The sequence below is a fragment of the Methanoculleus sp. genome, from assembly GCF_036677455.1.
Taxonomy (GTDB): domain Archaea; phylum Halobacteriota; class Methanomicrobia; order Methanomicrobiales; family Methanoculleaceae; genus Methanoculleus.
Genome location: NZ_JAVBWL010000036.1, coordinates 25,882 through 40,441 on the forward strand (window position 1 = coordinate 25,882; position 14,560 = coordinate 40,441).

Consider the following 14,560-nt stretch of genomic DNA (forward strand, 5'->3'; position numbering starts at 1 on the left):
ACTCGCTCGCCCGTTGTCCCCCGGGAGACGAACTGAGCCGGATATGACTATCTTTAGACAATATATCCCCTGGTTCCGAGCGTTCCCCATCACTATACTCTATAGAATAGTAATATAGATCCTCTTTAACTTGTGGGATGGAGCAGGAACCCTCCTGCCTTTATGTCCGGGAGGAAGATCCCGCCGACCCATGCCTGCACTGCGAGAGCCGGGCAATCAGAGTCGCCCGTACCGGCCTCCGGTCCGGGGATAAGCGGCGCTCCGGCGGCCCGATCAGGCGTCGTCCGGGAGATCGATGCCTGTTCCGGGGCAGTCGATCCCGAACCCCTTTGCGTAGTTCCGGTGCGCCTTCTCAAAGACCGAGAGGTCCCCTCCGAAGAAGTTCGACCCTGCCGCCCGCTGCTTGAGGTCCCCGAGATAGGCGATGAGGTGCGGAGGAAGGGATAGGATGTGAGCGGGGGCCGATATGCCCGGGAGGTACGGGTGACGGTGCCAGTTGCGGGACCGTAAGGGTCCGGGGACCGCAGAGGAGCGAAACGCTCCCGGTGCGATATCGCCGAGTTCCACGAGATATGCGAGCCCGGTGATATACTCAAAGGTGTCCAGGGACTCGTTGAAGGCGTAGCGGTTCGGGAACAGGCCCTGCATCATGGTGTAGATGACCCGGGAGAAGTAGTCCGTCTCCTCCCCGGGACGCTCGTCGGTCCCGGTTATCCAGTCGGCGCCAAAGCCGGCGATCTCCTGGAGGTTCACCGAGTCGTGGTAGGGCACGGCTTTTCTCAGTCCACCGTACCGGTACTCCTTCGGTCTTCGGACGATTGCTTCGAGCGTATCAAAGTGCCCGGTGCGAACGGCGGCGATGCCGGACGCGTAGAGGACCAGGAGGGCCGGGTAGCGCCGTAACCGGGACAGGCCCTCGATGTAATCCTGGTCCGTCTTGTGAATATTCTGGATCCCGGAGACCCGGATCTCGATGGGAGGGATGTTGATCAGCCGCACGAGCATGTCGGATATGAGGTCCGTGAAGGTGTCATCATGGTATGCCACCGTGGCGGCCATCGCCGCGAGCGGCGCCGTGATATTTTCAAGATCCCGGAGCGTCGCGAGGTAATACGCCCTGCCGTCGACGCCGGTCGCCTGGTATCGCAGCCTGTCCCGGATGAACCCGATGACGCGGTCGGTCTCGTCGCGGATGAGATCGGGGAGCATGAGTTCGGGTTTCGGCTCTCGCAGGGTGCGTTTGACCTTCTGCACCGCGGTCGAGACGCTCATCGGTTCCCTGTGGTCGTAGCGGCGCAGGACCTCGATCCGGGAGGAGAGTTCCTCGAAGAACTCGTCCGCGGTGGCGATCTCGATCTCGGAGGGGCGGAGTTCCCTGACGACCTCTTCGGGGATGGGGGTCGAGTCCTTTCGCCGGCACCAGATGGTCGAGTACCTCCGGACCCTCTGTGCGCCGTCGCCGGCGAGGATCTTCACGAGCCCCGTATCGTCCTGTGCCGACCATCCGCAGATGATCAGGCCGTATTCCGAGAAGATCCGGTCCAGGTAGTCTTTGATCTTGGGGCTGTAGTCCTTCAGGTCTTCGGGCGTCATCTTCAGATCGGTGCTGGGGTAGTCGCCGTTCACCTTGACGATCCGGCACCGGTCCGGGAAGACGGACATCATCTCCGGGTCGCTCAACTCCGTGATCACCACCGGCTGGATCCCCTGATCCAGGAGCGCGCGTTCCATGAGGTCGTCGAAGTTCGTGGTGACGATGAGGCCGATGAGACCTTCCTTCACCATCGCTGCAATCGTCCGGTGGGCCGGCGTCGGCCCGGGGGCGACCCGTCTCCCTTCCGGGTCCGGGATGGTGAAGTAGTCGTCGAGGATCGCCTCTTCGTCCCCGTCACGGGCCCTGAGCGTCTCGAAGAGTCCGGGGAACGTGGGTTCTTCACGATACCGGTTCCGGTACCACTCCAGGGGATCTCCATCGATCTGCTCTCCCGAGAGATCGGCAATCCTCCGGATCAGGTCTTTTGTGATCTTCTTGCCGGTGGGAAGGTTTCCTCCCGATACGCCCGAGCCAAGGAGGAGGGCATAGCGCTTCGGCGACGAGGCGACGGCGAACGCGACCGGGATGATGTCGTCAGGGATCACGGTATCCTTCTGGTATCTTCTCCGGCGGCCGGGATAAGGTGATCGGCCGGCCGGCTCTACTCCGGGTTCGATGTGGGGGACCGACCTACACGGTCACCTACACCGCCCGGGCCCGGCGAGACCTCCGAAACCTTCCCGCCGGATCATCCGGGCCGTCGCCGGGCTCCGGGAGGACCCCCACCAGCATGTCCGGGTTCTCCGGAACTCCCGTCTACCGGCTCGGGGTTATTCTCACGATCGAGGACGAACGCCTCCTGATTCTTGTACTGGAGGCGGGGAGACGATCCGGAACCATACCCGTCCCGGTCTTCTGCTGCCTATGGAACGGCGCGGTGAGAGGCCGTGCCTCCGGAATAAGGTTTATAGAGCCGGTGGCGATGTATCATCCAGAAGCTGCACCGCTTCTTCTCTGAGGCGTGAGATCTCACCATGGTGCAACCGTTCCATGAAATCGTACAGGTCTGCATAGAACCTCTCGGCCTCTTTGATGGATTCACGGACCTCTTCTGCCGTGATCGCGAAGTCTACCTCTGCGGGGTTGAAGGGGCAGAGCGAGAGGGCTCCCTCCGCAAGGGGGGAGGTGAACGCGGCGCCCCTTCTTCACTTTCGCGATGCGTGGCTATCCTTTATGACGGAGGGGCGGCTAACATGATTCTATCGTATGCTACGGAGGTACCAGCACCGTTTGTATCCGACGAAGGATCAGGAAGTCCTGATCGCCAAGCACCTTGGGTGCTGCCGGTTCGTGTACAACTGGGCGCTCGACCGCAAGAATCGGGCGTATCACGACGATGGCCTCAGTCTCTCGAAGTACGACCTCATGAAGGATCTCCCCGCTCTCAAAGAGGAGTTGCCCTGGCTGAAAGAGGTCAACGCCCAGTCGCTACAGCAGTCGATCTACCACCTTTCTCGTGCGTTCACCAACTTCTTCGAGGGTCGTGCCGAGGAACCGACCTTCAAGAAGAAGCATAGCCCCGAACAGTCGTTCACGGTGCCGCAGTCGTATACCGTGGACTTCGAGCAAGGGACAGTAAAACTCCCGAAGATCGGGTCGATCAAAACGGTCTTCCACCGGGCCTTCCTCGGGACGACGAAGTCCGCAACGGTGATCCGGAAATCAACTGGCCGATACTTGATCAGCATCGTGGTCGAGGATGGCAGGAAGCCCCCGAAACCCGCCGACCCGGTCCCGGATCAAACCGTCGGGATCGACCTGGGACTCACGCACTATGCTGTCCTCTCGACCGGGGAGAAGGTGGAAAACCCAAAGCACCTCAAGATCTCGCAAACACGGTTAGCCGTGCTCCAGCGCCGGCTCGACCGCAAGCAGAAAGGGTCAAAGAACCGGAACAAGGCCCGTCTCAAGGTTGCCCGGTGTCACCAGACGATTGCCGATCAACGGCGGGACTTCCAGCACCAGCTCTCTTCTCGACTGGTTCGCGAAAACCAAGCACTGGCTGTGGAGTCTCTGAACGTGGATGGCATGGTGAAGAACCACACACTTGCGGGAGCAATCAGCGACGCCGGGTGGGGTTCTTTTGTCTCGATGCTGGCGTACAAGTGCCAAGAAGCCGGGAAACCCCTGCTGGAGATCGGGATGTTCGAGCCGTCCTCGAAGACCTGTTCGGTCTGCGGCTACCGGAAGACCGATCTGACGCTGAAGGATCGGGAGTGGACCTGCCCCGAATGCGGGACGCACCACGACCGCGACCTGAACGCAGCAATCAATATCAAACAAATCGCACTTACAGGCGCGGAACGCGCCGAAGAGCCTGTGGACCCGCTCCCAATAGGGAGGGGGATGATAGCCGGGAAGCCCCCTGCGTAAGCGGGGGGTAGTTCACGTAGTATTGCTTATCGATGCGGTCTCTTTTGGCGGCGGCGATACGGCTGTTGTCGATACCGTACAGACTCTCAAGGAGGATCGTTGCACCGGAATGGTTCTCACATTTTATACCGGTCGCAAAGAGGAGGGCCAGTACCATGTAATACATGCTATAGTATGCCATCGAGACGGTCTCTTCAAGCCGCTCGTTTTCGAGCAGGATCTTTGCCGAGACGAGATAACTCTCCGACTTCTTCCGGTATGCTTCCTGGACCTGAGCGCTGGGGGTAACGATCTGGATCTTTCCTTCCCGGAAGAGTTTGTTCAAAAAACTTTGTCTTCTCATAGAATCGCTCGACTCCCTTCAGGATGACGTGGTTCTTTACAATCTCCTGGATCAGCAGATTTTCCGGGTCCCAGGGTCCGACCTTCACGCTGAGGTTTGAATGGTACCGTTCCAGTTCCTGTTTTACCATTCTATTGTCTGTCTCTATATAGAGATCGATATCGCTCCTCCGGTTTGCGGTCCCCTTCGCATAACTGCCGAAGATTACGGCAAGTGGGATATCTCCTCTCTCCTGAATCACCCTGATGATGAATCGCAGATGGGGGGCCTCTTCGATCAGGTTTGTGAGCGCGTACCATTCCACGACATAGACCTGCACCCGCGCTTCAATGGTTTTCTTCAGAAAAAAAACCCTGTTTTTTCCCTCTGTCCTGAAGTCGACGACATTCCCGTCTAAGAGACCCTTAAGTTTCCGTAGCACGGTGGTGTGCGAGACGCCCAGATCTTTTGCGAGTTTGCGAGGGTGCGAGTCGCCTCTGAGCAGGAGAGCAACGATCTCGATGGATACATTTTGGTCCACGTGGAACATATTTGGACCAATGGGTGAAAAAGGTTCTGTCCGTCGGGCTGATAGTATGGTAAGAGATGAGATCGGGCTGCTTCTGGATGTCCTTCTCTCCGCCTCCTCAGGCTGGGAAGTTCCGGTTAGTGCCCCGTCCGCCTCACCCGCGGGTACCTTAAGCAGGGGACCGCACGAGTGTCGCGTGCCGGCTCATGAGCCGGGATTGACCTGTTCGCTCCGCAGTTTACATGCGAAGGACCGATTCCTCCCCCCGCTTGCGCAGGGGGTCTCCTGCCTATCTGGTGATGATAACACTGTTTTTCATCTTCTTGATATCGGTTTGGATATTTGAGCCCTTATTTCGCTCCTAACCGCAATAAATGGCTCCACCAAATCTACGAAAACCTCGCAAAACATTGAAGAACCACCCCAACCGACGGAAAATAACCGTTCCCGGACGAATGGTCGGATACCGGGTCTCAAAAAAGATCAACGGAGGAGATGGAATATTTGCTGTTTGGGGATCTCTTCGTATCGCGCGATCTCGGAAACAATGACGTTGAGTGTCCCTACAGCGAGCGTCTGATGAAGGGGTACGGTAATGGTCAATGGGCCATGTTTAGTGGATTCTTTGTACAAGTGGACATGACTGCCAGTTTGTGAAATGGGATGGAACCCAATCTTACTGAATGCTTTGATGGCATCCGCCCCACTAATAACCGGACGTCGCGGCAACAAGATCGACCTTGTATTCGAAATTGACGGTTGCTTGTGGAGCAGGACTGGAAGACGTTGATTGGTAAATAGTGACGATCGTGATATGTTCTCCCATTTGAAGAAGATCATTATAGTGAAGCAATGTTGCGTCGATGATATTGTTGATGAGATCCCCTATGTTTTCGCCTTGGGTACAGATCAAGTTCCCCGGTGTACGGGCGCTCGCGCACCACCATTCCCCATCAAATTCAACGTTAAAGAAAACTTGCACGGCTTTTCCCCCGAATAGTAATCGTATATGTAGTATGAGAACATATATTTTAGGTAACTATTCAGGGGACCCGATGAGCCGTCGTCGGCATGAAGGGTGTTCCCTCGAACACCTCCTCAATTCCGGGAACACCGGGCGATCATGCTTCTTGTTTTGCGATATCCACAGTTGTCTTTATCTCGATCAAGAGATTACCAAGAGCTCCGCTCCATTGATGCCCGAAGGTAAGAGTTCACGAATGCCCATACTGCGGGTTTGTTGCCGATCGAGATTACAATGCTGCGGTGAATATTCACCGCGTGGGGATGGAACAGCCCTTCGAGCCTGTGGAAATGCAGAGCATTTCCCAGTCAGGGAAATCTTCGATTTCCCGTGCTGTGGAGACGATGCCTCTCCATCACATCTCTGTGGTGCAAGTATTGTCTATGATAGCCGGGAAGCCCCGCCCTTCAGGGGGGTAGTTCACTGCTAAATACCCGTTCTCCAGCAGAAAATCTTTCAATTCATCGAGATACGGTTTATTCGTTCTTCTAAAGGATCCAAAGATACCAATCGGGACCAACGCTTTCCTCGCATGAGCGTAATTCTTTATCGGCGATAAGCGACTGAAAAAGTCCACATAACCTTTTTACCTTCAAATGATTGATATCATTATGGTCTCAAATTTTTGACCTCCATCGGTTGAAGGAGCATCAATATCTACTTATAGGTCCCAGATCTATGACTGATTTGTGAGCCGGTTTAGAGAGAGGGTGAGGTGAGTCTGATGAAAGCACAGGGCATGGATCCGCAAAAGGTCGAGGAGTATCTATCTGAGGTTCCGTTCGAGATCCGAAATGCGATAAAGCCTCTAAATAACGACAAAATCTGGGCGATACTCATTGTCTTACTCAAGAATGAGGAGATGAGGTTCGGAGAGATAAAATCCGCATTCGGCACCCGATCTTCGGGTGAGATCGATCGCTATCTCAAGCAGTTAACCGCTGCGGGGCTTGTCGAGCGCGAGGCACGGAGAGTGGAAGAGCTCGGCGATAAAGAGAGGTCGTACTATTGCCCGACAAATTTGAGCAGGTCGCTCATGAACGCGTTGTTTGTCAGCATTCTTCCTCATCCGCGGGTGTATCGGAGGGAGCGAGTGAGCGTCAAGCGCGAATTCGTAGAGTATAGCAGTAAAGATAGAGCGTCAGCCATCAGGTACGAAAAGCCTGAACCGGGCATGAAGTACGGTTATGTCCAGAGGGGTGTACGGATATGAGTTCCAGGGGAGAAGAAACGGTAATCCCGCTTGATATGGCGGCATTGTACCAGTTCAAACAGGAAGATCTAGAACTAGATGTCACGACGGTGAGATATTCAGGCGATCACTTCGTTCAGTTTACAGAAAACGACCTTTTTATCGATTTTTTAGAACTCCCCGGGGTAAGAAAAGAGGGGAAGATGAAGGTGAATACAACCAGGATATATCTCACTCATAACGTCGCGAAGTGTTTGGCAAAAACCCTTAGTGAAGCATTGAACAGTCTTGAGGAGGAGAGATCCGACTAAAATCGAAATGGCGCAGGTTTGGGTGATACATCACCTCCAGATCATCAGGAGGCGGTACGGGAAATCTCTCCGGGATTCAGGGCCGCATTTGGAGGGGATTGGTGCCCGGGGTATGCTCAGCAGCAGCAGGTGTGCCCGACATGTTGCAACATTCATATCCTATAAAGACCTATAGGGGTTAACATGTCCGCCACTACCGTCTGGATCACGCCGGAGAACAAAAGCCGCCTGGAGGGCCTAAAACGGCATCCAAAGGAGTCGTACAACGATGTTATCGCCCGCCTTATCGATATGGCCGTCGATGGCGAGCCTCTCTCGGAGGAGGCCATCCGGGGTATCGAGGAGGCCCTGGAGGATATCCGATCGGGCCGGCTCTACTCTGAGGATGAGATCCGGAAGGAGTTCGGTGTGGAGGAATGACCTACACGGTCACCTACACCGCCCGGGCCCGGCGAGACCTCCGAAGCCTTCCCGCCGAGGCGGCCCGCCGGATCATCCGGGCCGTCGCCGGGCTCCGGGAGAACCCCCACCAGCACGTCCGGAAACTGGCCGGGTTCTCCGGGACGCCAGTCTACCGGCTCCGGGCGGGCGAGTACCGGGTCATTCTCACGATCGAGGACGAACACCTTCTGATTCTTGTACTGGAAGCAGGGCACCGGAGCAGCATCTACCGGTAGAGAGGCGATCAGGAACCATAGCCGTTCCCGGTCTTCTGCTGCCTATGGAACGGCGCGGTGAAAGGCCGTGCCTCCGGGATAAGAATTGTAAAAATGTTATCTGAGGGCCTTATCGAGGAGCCCATCGATGTCGTAACTCTTTATGCTGAGAACATTCCCGGCCCTATCCGTCATGCCGCTCGAGGCCGCTACCACCCTCAGTCTCACCCCGGCCTTCTTCTCGACGCAGGCATCCACCTCCTCGATGGACTTCAGCCTGTCGATGCTGATCCCGTACCTCTCCTCGAAATCTACCGTCTGTCGCACCATGGAAATAACCCCTGCAGCAAGCATCGATCCCTGCGTTGTACCTACCGATCTCACGACGAGCCCGGGTTCTCAGGTTATATCACCGTATCATCGCTCAGGACATATACTTTTTGACATCTCCTCGGGTTTTGAGGGGCCGGAAGAGCGGTGCCTCCTCGACGGCAAGCCGGGTACTCTGATGATGCATCTCCAGGGGACCATGAGGATTACCGTTCCATGAATCCGCCCTCTGCCTGCCGTCAAGGGAGCCTGATGAACGCACAACGAGGGTACTCTCTTCGCTGATCGAGGGCTACTTATCCGGCTGATCTCCGACCATCATTTCCTCGACGCAAACATCCTTATCGTGGTCGAGTGGGACGGACAGCACCGCCACACGCACCGTTACATGCAGCAGGAGGGGTTCCGGCGGCATACCAGTGAACGGGTTTACCGCGAGTCTACCGGGGTGCCGGGCCGGTTCAGGAGGACGATCCTGTGGTACCTGGAGCACATGGACCGGAATGTCCCCGGCCATCCCGACCCCCTGACGCTCGACCGGACCATCGATAGGCTCACCGATCGGTGGGTGCGAACGCTGGCGAGCGGGCAGGAGCAGAGCATGGTCCGTTCTTTTGTCAACCGGAACCGGCAGGATCTCCGCAACGCCGTGCTCGGGACGGAAGAGGAACGGGGAGCGTTCCGGCGGGATGCGATCAAGGCCATCAAGGAAGAAGATGACGGGTACCCCTGCCGGTCTTCCATGACACCTCCGATACTCGTGACGGGAGTGTATAGGCGGCCGGGAAGTCAGGCAAGCCGATCCCGGTTGAGGTCTCCATGCCCCTGAATACGTGCAATGCGGGGATCTGGACTTCTATTGGAGCCCGATACAGACCGGGCGTGAAGGTGCAATCGCGAGGAGCACCGGGTGATGACAGGAGAGTCCCCTGTCATAGTTGCTCGTACACCCGGAGGAACTCCGCCCGTGGAATTCCTGCCTGCGTGCAGATGGCTCGCAGGGTCGGACCTTTGAGGTTGGGGTGGTTCGGCATCGTGAGCGGCGTCGTTGTGCCGTCCGGGTTGTCGCGAACGAGCGCGATGTGATTGCCCGTCCTGACAACCTGAAATCCAAGCACTTCCAGAGTTTTGAGCACCTTCCTCTGCGGGGCGTCGTGCGGGAACTTCATCATCTAGATGGCGACCTCGGCAACGAAGGTCTCTGTAATATCGTTGTTCTCGAATGCATTGTCCCCGAAGGTTTCGATGTGGAACTGGATGGCGGACTTCACCTCAGCAAGCGCCTCTTCATAGGTGTCCCCCTCTGCGATGACAACCCCTTTCAAACCCAGGGGGTAGGCAACATAGCCGTCCGGATGCTTCTCAACGATGATCTTCAAGGTCTTCATGGTCTCATCCCTCCTGTAGTGACGTGCAACCGGAACACAGGCAGTTCGTCCCGGTCTTCCATACTCCTGTGTATACGCAAACCGAAGGTAAATGCTCTTCTATCCTTTGATGTCATGCCCGGATATCCCCGTCCGGGCTCCGGGTGGGCGAGTACCGGGTCATTCTCACGATCGAGGACGAACACCTCCTGATCCGGCGGGACACCGGAGCAGCGTCTCCCGGCGGGGAGACAATCAAGGAGTATAGCCGTTCCCGGTCTTCTGCTGTCTATCGGGCGGTAGACGGCCGTGCCTCCGGGATAACCTTTATAGAGCCGATGGCAATGTATCTGCTACAGATGAATCCGGGAACCGACATCTCTACCCTTCTCATCCAGAGACGGGACGAGATCCTCGCCCTCGCGTACCGGAGGGGGGCAAAAAACGTCCGGGTTTTCGGGTCGGTGGCGCGGAAGGAAGCCCGGGAAGACAGTGATCTCGATATCCTGGTCGACCTGGATCCCGGCCGGAGCCTTCTCGATGTAGGGGGTCTTGCGATGGACCTTTCTCTCCTGCTCGACCGTCCGGTCGACGTCGTGACCGAAGCGGGACTCCGGGAGCGGATCCGCTCAAGGGTTTTACAGGAAGCGCGGCCGCTATGAGAGATGATCGCGAGCGGGTTCTGGATATTCTCGAAGCCATCGAGCGGATCGAACGAGTCGCTGCCAGTGGTCGTGATCACTTTTACGATGACGAAATGGCGCAGCGTCTCGGGTCATCCACCACCTCCAGATCATCGGGGCGAGGGATCTCTCCGGAGTTCAGGGCCGCACATCCGGAGATCCCCTGGTCGGATATCGTCGGGATGAGGAATATCCTTATCCATCACTACTTCGGGATCGACCGGGATGCGGTCTGGAACGTGGTCGAAGACGATGGCGTCGAAAGCGAGAGGCGCTATGGAGGTTGAGCACGCGTGACACGAAAGTATGGGCAGCACGATGCGCGGGTTGAAAACACGATGCTACGACCGGTCAACCCAGAAGACACCGGCTCTCAGGAACCGGACATCTCCTCGCTTCTTACCGATGTTCGCGACCTGATCCGCATGGCAAAGAGCCGCGCTGCGACCGCGGTGAAGGTAGAACTGGTCCTGCTGTATTGGCACATCGGCGGCCGAATCCATAGGGATATCCTCGGGGAACAGCGCGCTACCTACGGGAGAAAGATAGTCTCGACATTGTCGCGAGAATTGGTAGCAGAGTACGGATCAGGGTACAGCAACAAAAATCTCTGGAGGATGATCGGGTTTTCCACCCTGTTTCCATCAGAGGAGATTGTCTCGACACTGTCGAGACAGTTGAGTTGGTCCCATTTCGTCGAACTCCTCGCGGTAAAAGATCCCTTAGATGGGGGCGCGGGAGTAATCCTGCGTCCTTATTCGACGGTTTAAGGAGTGATGATGCAACAGACTATTTAACTCGTTATGCATTCCGGGAATCTGGGCATTGACAGGTTGACCTACTCCCTAGGGGGGTGTGATGCTGGGGAGTGTACAAATTCTCTAAAAGTATATTCAATAGTTGATATGAACGGTGTGAATTTTCTCTCAGTATTACGTTGGAGCGATAGGTGAAGAAATGCTATAAATTCATCATCGTCAATTTGAGGATCTAAAAACGCATCTATTGCAGCTTTGCGTAAACTCCTCAATTTGGGTAGGTCTAAAGCCAGTAATTCAATTGTTCTTTTGGCTGCAATATCTTCGTCATCTGCAGGCCCAATCTCCCCTGTGGGTGGGTAAATAAAACGGTTTTGACATTCCTTAGATAATGGTGATATGAGTCCTTTGAAAAAATCATCGTCCTTCTTTTTTCCGCAGTGTAGTCCGATTATCTTTTTACTTTCATTCTCATCGGTCCCATCACATGAGCAATGCATATTATTGTAATCAATATCTAAGGCACGACTCCTGCTTTGTGAGCTACTTTGTGGACAGAAGTGTTCAATGTGGCACGTATCCACATCTATGTAGGTTTCACAGTAACAGCAAATATATCCTTGTTCGTCCAGAAGTGATTCCTTTAGAACTGTTTTTTCAGGATTTTGTAATATATCGAAACTCGGCTTCCAATCCTCATTGGCTAAAGCCTTCCAGTCTCGGAACTTTTTTGGTTCGTCATGCTTAGCAATGTATCTCATTTACGGATCAACCTTTTTCTGCGAATAAGTGCATTGGCTTTAACAAGCTCGGGATCTTCGCCGATCTGTGATCGAATTCTGGTTATCGCTGACTCTGCACGTGCTAATTCATTATTATCTATTAGCCTGAAAATGTTCTCCAATTCTTGTTTAATATCGTCGGGTCGAGCTGAGACATCCATTAAATCTTCGAGAATGCGATCGGAACTGATTCCATATGAGTCGATAGGTTTCTTACACGTAATACCTTCATTATCGACTTTATGGAGCAAAAAAATGTTTTTCCCATCTACATGGCTCAGTATTTGGGGCGAATGGGTAGTAACAATAAATTGACAGTTTCTAAATGTTTTTTGAAGGTTTTGTATTATCATTCGTTGCCACTGAGGATGGAGATGCAATTCAACTTCGTCAATTAACACTATTCCAGAACCTGAAAAAGGATCCTTTCCGGGATTCGCAATGGCTAATCGCCGTGCTAAATCGCCTACCACTGCAAGGAGGCATTTCTCACCATCGGAAAGTTGCTCTACTCGTAGCGATTCGTTCCCCTTTTTGAGTTCCATTCGAAGCGGCTGGCGTCTGATACGCAGATCCTGAAAACCGGTAAATGTCGTAATGGCTGTTCTTACAGCTTCAAGTTGCCTAATTGGTGTCAGGGGGTTAGGTTGCTCGGGCATATCAAAATATTCTGCTTTCTTTTCATTCTCAAGGTCTTCTATCTCTCTAAACCATTCAAAAAACACGCGAAAATTGGAACCGCTGGTTAGTGAACCACCGTCATCGTCATATGCTGATAACGGATCGTCAAAATTATGCTTCGTCTTTATTCGAAGAGGAATGTCAACGACTGATCGATTGACAGGATAGTAAACAAGAACTGGCACCGAAACATTTCCTTGACTTTCTTCGAGACGTTGTTGCATTGTTTTAACGCAACTATTTAGTTCTGAGTAATCACTTTGATTTCCTTTTTGGCGCCCAGGTCGAGTTTTTACCTGGCGCCATGAAATGGATTTTTCGTTAACCCTCACCCGTACTTGTAACGTGGAATAGGACTCTTCATTTTGAATATCTATTTCAGTGAGTGAACGACCGGGAGTATTTTCTCGGCGTATACGCGCAGAGTACCAGGATAGAAGAATAGCTAAAGCATCAAGAATTGAAGACTTACCCGCACCGTTAATTCCTCCCAGTACATTTAACGACTCTGAGAAATCAAGCGTAAGACTCTTAATTCCTCGAAAGTTTTGTAGAGTAAGCTGCTCAATCCGCATTTTTCACCAATTTGGGTTGGATATTGTTCTCTGTATCTAATATCAGTCATTATCACTCGTTATATCTTATTATCTTGTCTATATTGTTTCTGACAAAGCCAGAAAATAATCCTGTACGAAGCGTCTGTCAACTACCCCCCGCTATCGCAGGGGGCTTGCTGCCGTAGCCCCTTGCGAGGCACCGGGCAGCAATTTGATGGGTGCGAAGGTTGACGATTCAAAGGTCGTCCTTATTCGCACGGGCCGGTTGACGCGGCCCCTACCGATTATCCGTGGAACCACGGAATCACCGGCTACTTTTCGCAAATGGTTCAGCGCACCGTTCACGTCGGCGTTGATCAGGGTACCTGGAGCACTCCGGTAGAGCCCCCGCTTGACCCGTCGGGATCTCCCGTAGGGCGGTTTCCGGATCGGATCAAGAGCGAGCGCATCAACCTGCGAGGTGTATGCTTCCGAGTGGGTATCGTCGAACCGGATCCCGTACATCTCGCATTTGCTCTTCAGTTTCTGCCGGAACGTGTGGTAGGGTACCTGCACGAAGTTCTGGTTCCCCCGCCTGCCGTGGTTGATGTTGTCTTTGATCCCGTCCCAGCGAGGCAGGATCACGGTGCCGATCCGGTGCTGGAGAGCATAGTCCACGATCCGGTTCGCATAGCGGTTCATCGCTTCGGTGATCCGGCAGTCCCGCTTCTTCAGCAACCGGGCCTGCCGCTTCGTGATGCCGGTAATACCCTGCTTATCCTTGATGCTCTGCAACCGTGCGTTCTCTTTGTTGTACCACCGGTTCAGTGATTTGATACGCTTACCGTCGAGAATGACGGCAGCCCCGGTGGCGGTGTCAACCAGCGTCGCAACGTTGCCCGAGGTCGATCGCAAGATACTGATCGGGGTCAAGGTCCTGGGGTGTTGTGGGTACCTTGTAGCAGAACTCGATCTTGTACGCCTTCCCCCCATGAACCGGCAGGATCGTGACTTCCCGGATCTGGTGCGGCTTGATGCACGGCGGGATCGGGAATGTCAGTTCTTTTCCCGTCAGGCCATGCTGTTTCCGGAACTTAAGAGACATCCCGAGCCTCACAGACCCGTTGCGGATCGTAAGGTGAGCACGAGGGAACGCCAGCTTGAACCGGCCGTCTCTGGGAAGATAGCGCGGAGGCCGTGGACAGAACTCGAACTGCCCCTTACGGTATAACGCCAGCAACCCGAAATAACTCGTGTACGCCTCTTCAACAGACTTGAGGGTCTGCTGGGCATTGTCGTTGTGCAGGAGGCTGAAGTTCTCGTTCGGCTTTGACTGAACGTAGTTGCTGCACGCTTTGTACGGAAAGTCTTTCTTTCGAGTGTAGGGAAGATAAGAACCAACCAGGATATCGACCCCGGAGG

Annotated in this window: 20 protein-coding genes and 2 pseudogenes; 11 read left to right on the plus strand and 11 right to left on the minus strand. The window is 54.4% G+C overall.

The features are described from left to right. Positions 1-273: 273 nt before the first annotated feature. Positions 274-2,139, minus strand: coding sequence for an SIR2 family protein (locus V6K60_RS08135; RefSeq protein ID WP_332450022.1), 1,866 nt, complete (start codon positions 2,137-2,139; stop codon positions 274-276). A 185-nt stretch (positions 2,140-2,324) separates the two neighbouring features. Here V6K60_RS08135 and V6K60_RS08140 point away from each other — a divergent pair, with 185 nt between their 5' ends. Together V6K60_RS08140 and tnpB are read left to right on the plus strand one after the other, a co-directional pair. Beyond that, a complete protein-coding gene (locus V6K60_RS08140; RefSeq protein ID WP_332450023.1) occupies positions 2,325-2,552 on the plus strand; it encodes a hypothetical protein in 228 nt (75 codons plus the stop codon). 248 nt (positions 2,553-2,800) lie between these two features. Next, positions 2,801-3,967, plus strand: a complete 1,167-nt coding sequence (gene tnpB / locus V6K60_RS08145; protein WP_332450024.1) for an IS200/IS605 family element RNA-guided endonuclease TnpB — start codon at positions 2,801-2,803, stop codon at positions 3,965-3,967. Here tnpB and V6K60_RS08150 read toward each other — a convergent pair. From V6K60_RS08150 to V6K60_RS12840, 3 genes are all read right to left on the minus strand, one after another. After that, positions 3,885-4,265: a HEPN domain-containing protein gene (locus tag V6K60_RS08150; RefSeq protein ID WP_332450041.1), complete on the minus strand. Its 381-nt coding sequence runs from the start codon at positions 4,263-4,265 to the stop codon at positions 3,885-3,887. The genes tnpB and V6K60_RS08150 overlap by 83 nt on opposite strands. Continuing rightward, positions 4,162-4,839, minus strand: coding sequence for a nucleotidyltransferase domain-containing protein (locus V6K60_RS08155; protein ID WP_332450025.1), 678 nt, complete (start codon positions 4,837-4,839; stop codon positions 4,162-4,164). The genes V6K60_RS08150 and V6K60_RS08155 overlap by 104 nt, the downstream gene beginning before the upstream one ends. Positions 4,840-5,301: 462 nt before the next feature. Beyond that, positions 5,302-5,658, minus strand: a complete 357-nt coding sequence (locus V6K60_RS12840) for a type II toxin-antitoxin system HicA family toxin (protein ID WP_442919557.1) — start codon at positions 5,656-5,658, stop codon at positions 5,302-5,304. A 372-nt stretch (positions 5,659-6,030) separates the two neighbouring features. Between V6K60_RS12840 and V6K60_RS08160 the strand changes: the two are divergent. The 5 genes and pseudogenes from V6K60_RS08160 to V6K60_RS08180 all read left to right on the plus strand — a co-directional run. Next, positions 6,031-6,261 (plus strand): annotated as a pseudogene (locus V6K60_RS08160) (zinc ribbon domain-containing protein); the annotation flags it as partial. 305 nt (positions 6,262-6,566) lie between these two features. Further along, positions 6,567-7,055, plus strand: coding sequence for a winged helix-turn-helix transcriptional regulator (locus tag V6K60_RS08165; protein WP_332450026.1), 489 nt, complete (start codon positions 6,567-6,569; stop codon positions 7,053-7,055). Next, positions 7,052-7,345, plus strand: coding sequence for a DUF3467 domain-containing protein (locus V6K60_RS08170; protein WP_332450027.1), 294 nt, complete (start codon positions 7,052-7,054; stop codon positions 7,343-7,345). Before V6K60_RS08165 ends, V6K60_RS08170 begins: the two co-directional genes overlap by 4 nt. Positions 7,346-7,528: 183 nt before the next feature. Then, a complete protein-coding gene (locus tag V6K60_RS08175; protein ID WP_332450028.1) occupies positions 7,529-7,765 on the plus strand; it encodes a DUF7557 family protein in 237 nt (78 codons plus the stop codon). Further along, positions 7,762-8,022, plus strand: coding sequence for a type II toxin-antitoxin system RelE family toxin (locus tag V6K60_RS08180; RefSeq protein ID WP_332450029.1), 261 nt, complete (start codon positions 7,762-7,764; stop codon positions 8,020-8,022). The genes V6K60_RS08175 and V6K60_RS08180 overlap by 4 nt, the downstream gene beginning before the upstream one ends. A 96-nt stretch (positions 8,023-8,118) precedes the next feature. Here the strand turns inward: V6K60_RS08180 and V6K60_RS08185 are convergent, their stop codons facing one another. Further along, the gene (locus V6K60_RS08185; RefSeq protein ID WP_332450030.1) at positions 8,119-8,331 is read right to left on the minus strand and encodes a hypothetical protein; all 213 of its coding nucleotides are present in this window, start codon (positions 8,329-8,331) and stop codon (positions 8,119-8,121) included. A gap of 346 nt (positions 8,332-8,677) precedes the next feature. On the opposite strand from V6K60_RS08185, the gene V6K60_RS08190 reads away from it, so the two are divergent. Beyond that, entirely contained in the window at positions 8,678-9,160 is a 483-nt protein-coding gene (locus V6K60_RS08190) for a hypothetical protein (RefSeq protein WP_332450031.1), read from the plus strand. 103 nt (positions 9,161-9,263) lie between these two features. Here the strand turns inward: V6K60_RS08190 and V6K60_RS08195 are convergent, their stop codons facing one another. Then, positions 9,264-9,503, minus strand: coding sequence for a type II toxin-antitoxin system HicA family toxin (locus V6K60_RS08195; RefSeq protein WP_332450032.1), 240 nt, complete (start codon positions 9,501-9,503; stop codon positions 9,264-9,266). After that, positions 9,504-9,719 carry a type II toxin-antitoxin system HicB family antitoxin gene (locus tag V6K60_RS08200; RefSeq protein WP_332450033.1) on the minus strand — a complete coding sequence of 72 codons (216 nt, stop codon included), beginning with the start codon at positions 9,717-9,719 and terminating at the stop codon, positions 9,504-9,506. Positions 9,720-10,057: 338 nt separating this feature from the next. Between V6K60_RS08200 and V6K60_RS08205 the strand changes: the two genes are divergently transcribed. Genes V6K60_RS08205 through V6K60_RS08215 form a run of 3 tightly spaced genes read left to right on the plus strand, consistent with a single transcriptional unit; the run spans position 10,058 to position 11,151 of the window. Then, a complete protein-coding gene (locus V6K60_RS08205) occupies positions 10,058-10,360 on the plus strand; it encodes a nucleotidyltransferase family protein (RefSeq protein WP_332450034.1) in 303 nt (100 codons plus the stop codon). Continuing rightward, the gene (locus tag V6K60_RS08210) at positions 10,357-10,668 is read left to right on the plus strand and encodes a HepT-like ribonuclease domain-containing protein (RefSeq protein ID WP_332450035.1); all 312 of its coding nucleotides are present in this window, start codon (positions 10,357-10,359) and stop codon (positions 10,666-10,668) included. Before V6K60_RS08205 ends, V6K60_RS08210 begins: the two co-directional genes overlap by 4 nt. Positions 10,669-10,719: 51 nt before the next feature. Then, positions 10,720-11,151 (plus strand): DUF1016 N-terminal domain-containing protein, encoded by a 432-nt coding sequence (locus V6K60_RS08215; protein WP_332450036.1) that lies wholly within the window; start codon positions 10,720-10,722, stop codon positions 11,149-11,151. Between the two features lie 68 nt (positions 11,152-11,219). Here the strand turns inward: V6K60_RS08215 and V6K60_RS08220 are convergent, their stop codons facing one another. The 4 genes and pseudogenes from V6K60_RS08220 to V6K60_RS08235 all read right to left on the minus strand — a co-directional run. Further along, positions 11,220-11,900: a retron system putative HNH endonuclease gene (locus V6K60_RS08220; protein ID WP_332450037.1), complete on the minus strand. Its 681-nt coding sequence runs from the start codon at positions 11,898-11,900 to the stop codon at positions 11,220-11,222. Next, the gene (locus V6K60_RS08225; protein ID WP_332450038.1) at positions 11,897-13,177 is read right to left on the minus strand and encodes an AAA family ATPase; all 1,281 of its coding nucleotides are present in this window, start codon (positions 13,175-13,177) and stop codon (positions 11,897-11,899) included. Before V6K60_RS08225 ends, V6K60_RS08220 begins: the two co-directional genes overlap by 4 nt. A gap of 141 nt (positions 13,178-13,318) precedes the next feature. Then, positions 13,319-14,053 carry a transposase gene (locus tag V6K60_RS08230; protein WP_332450039.1) on the minus strand — a complete coding sequence of 245 codons (735 nt, stop codon included), beginning with the start codon at positions 14,051-14,053 and terminating at the stop codon, positions 13,319-13,321. Then, positions 14,016-14,560, minus strand: a pseudogene (locus tag V6K60_RS08235) (RNA-guided endonuclease InsQ/TnpB family protein); the annotation flags it as partial. The pseudogene V6K60_RS08235 and the gene V6K60_RS08230, both read right to left, overlap by 38 nt.

What these genes read in the sequence shown, in the direction of transcription:
- V6K60_RS08155 (WP_332450025.1), bottom strand. Translation starts at nt 4,839, where the DNA reads ATGTTCCACGTGGACCAAAATGTATCCATCGAGATCGTTGCTCTCCTG.
- V6K60_RS08195 (WP_332450032.1), bottom strand. Translation starts at nt 9,503, where the DNA reads ATGATGAAGTTCCCGCACGACGCCCCGCAGAGGAAGGTGCTCAAAACT.
- V6K60_RS08200 (WP_332450033.1), bottom strand. Translation starts at nt 9,719, where the DNA reads ATGAAGACCTTGAAGATCATCGTTGAGAAGCATCCGGACGGCTATGTT.
- V6K60_RS08220 (WP_332450037.1), bottom strand. Translation starts at nt 11,900, where the DNA reads ATGAGATACATTGCTAAGCATGACGAACCAAAAAAGTTCCGAGACTGG.
- V6K60_RS08140 (WP_332450023.1), top strand. Translation starts at nt 2,325, where the DNA reads ATGTCCGGGTTCTCCGGAACTCCCGTCTACCGGCTCGGGGTTATTCTC.
- V6K60_RS08175 (WP_332450028.1), top strand. Translation starts at nt 7,529, where the DNA reads ATGTCCGCCACTACCGTCTGGATCACGCCGGAGAACAAAAGCCGCCTG.
- tnpB (WP_332450024.1), top strand. Translation starts at nt 2,801, where the DNA reads ATGCTACGGAGGTACCAGCACCGTTTGTATCCGACGAAGGATCAGGAA.
- V6K60_RS08225 (WP_332450038.1), bottom strand. Translation starts at nt 13,177, where the DNA reads ATGCGGATTGAGCAGCTTACTCTACAAAACTTTCGAGGAATTAAGAGT.
- V6K60_RS08180 (WP_332450029.1), top strand. Translation starts at nt 7,762, where the DNA reads ATGACCTACACGGTCACCTACACCGCCCGGGCCCGGCGAGACCTCCGA.
- V6K60_RS08215 (WP_332450036.1), top strand. Translation starts at nt 10,720, where the DNA reads ATGCTACGACCGGTCAACCCAGAAGACACCGGCTCTCAGGAACCGGAC.
- V6K60_RS08210 (WP_332450035.1), top strand. Translation starts at nt 10,357, where the DNA reads ATGAGAGATGATCGCGAGCGGGTTCTGGATATTCTCGAAGCCATCGAG.
- V6K60_RS08170 (WP_332450027.1), top strand. Translation starts at nt 7,052, where the DNA reads ATGAGTTCCAGGGGAGAAGAAACGGTAATCCCGCTTGATATGGCGGCA.
- V6K60_RS08185 (WP_332450030.1), bottom strand. Translation starts at nt 8,331, where the DNA reads ATGGTGCGACAGACGGTAGATTTCGAGGAGAGGTACGGGATCAGCATC.
- V6K60_RS08205 (WP_332450034.1), top strand. Translation starts at nt 10,058, where the DNA reads ATGAATCCGGGAACCGACATCTCTACCCTTCTCATCCAGAGACGGGAC.
- V6K60_RS12840 (WP_442919557.1), bottom strand. Translation starts at nt 5,658, where the DNA reads ATGATCTTCTTCAAATGGGAGAACATATCACGATCGTCACTATTTACC.
- V6K60_RS08165 (WP_332450026.1), top strand. Translation starts at nt 6,567, where the DNA reads ATGAAAGCACAGGGCATGGATCCGCAAAAGGTCGAGGAGTATCTATCT.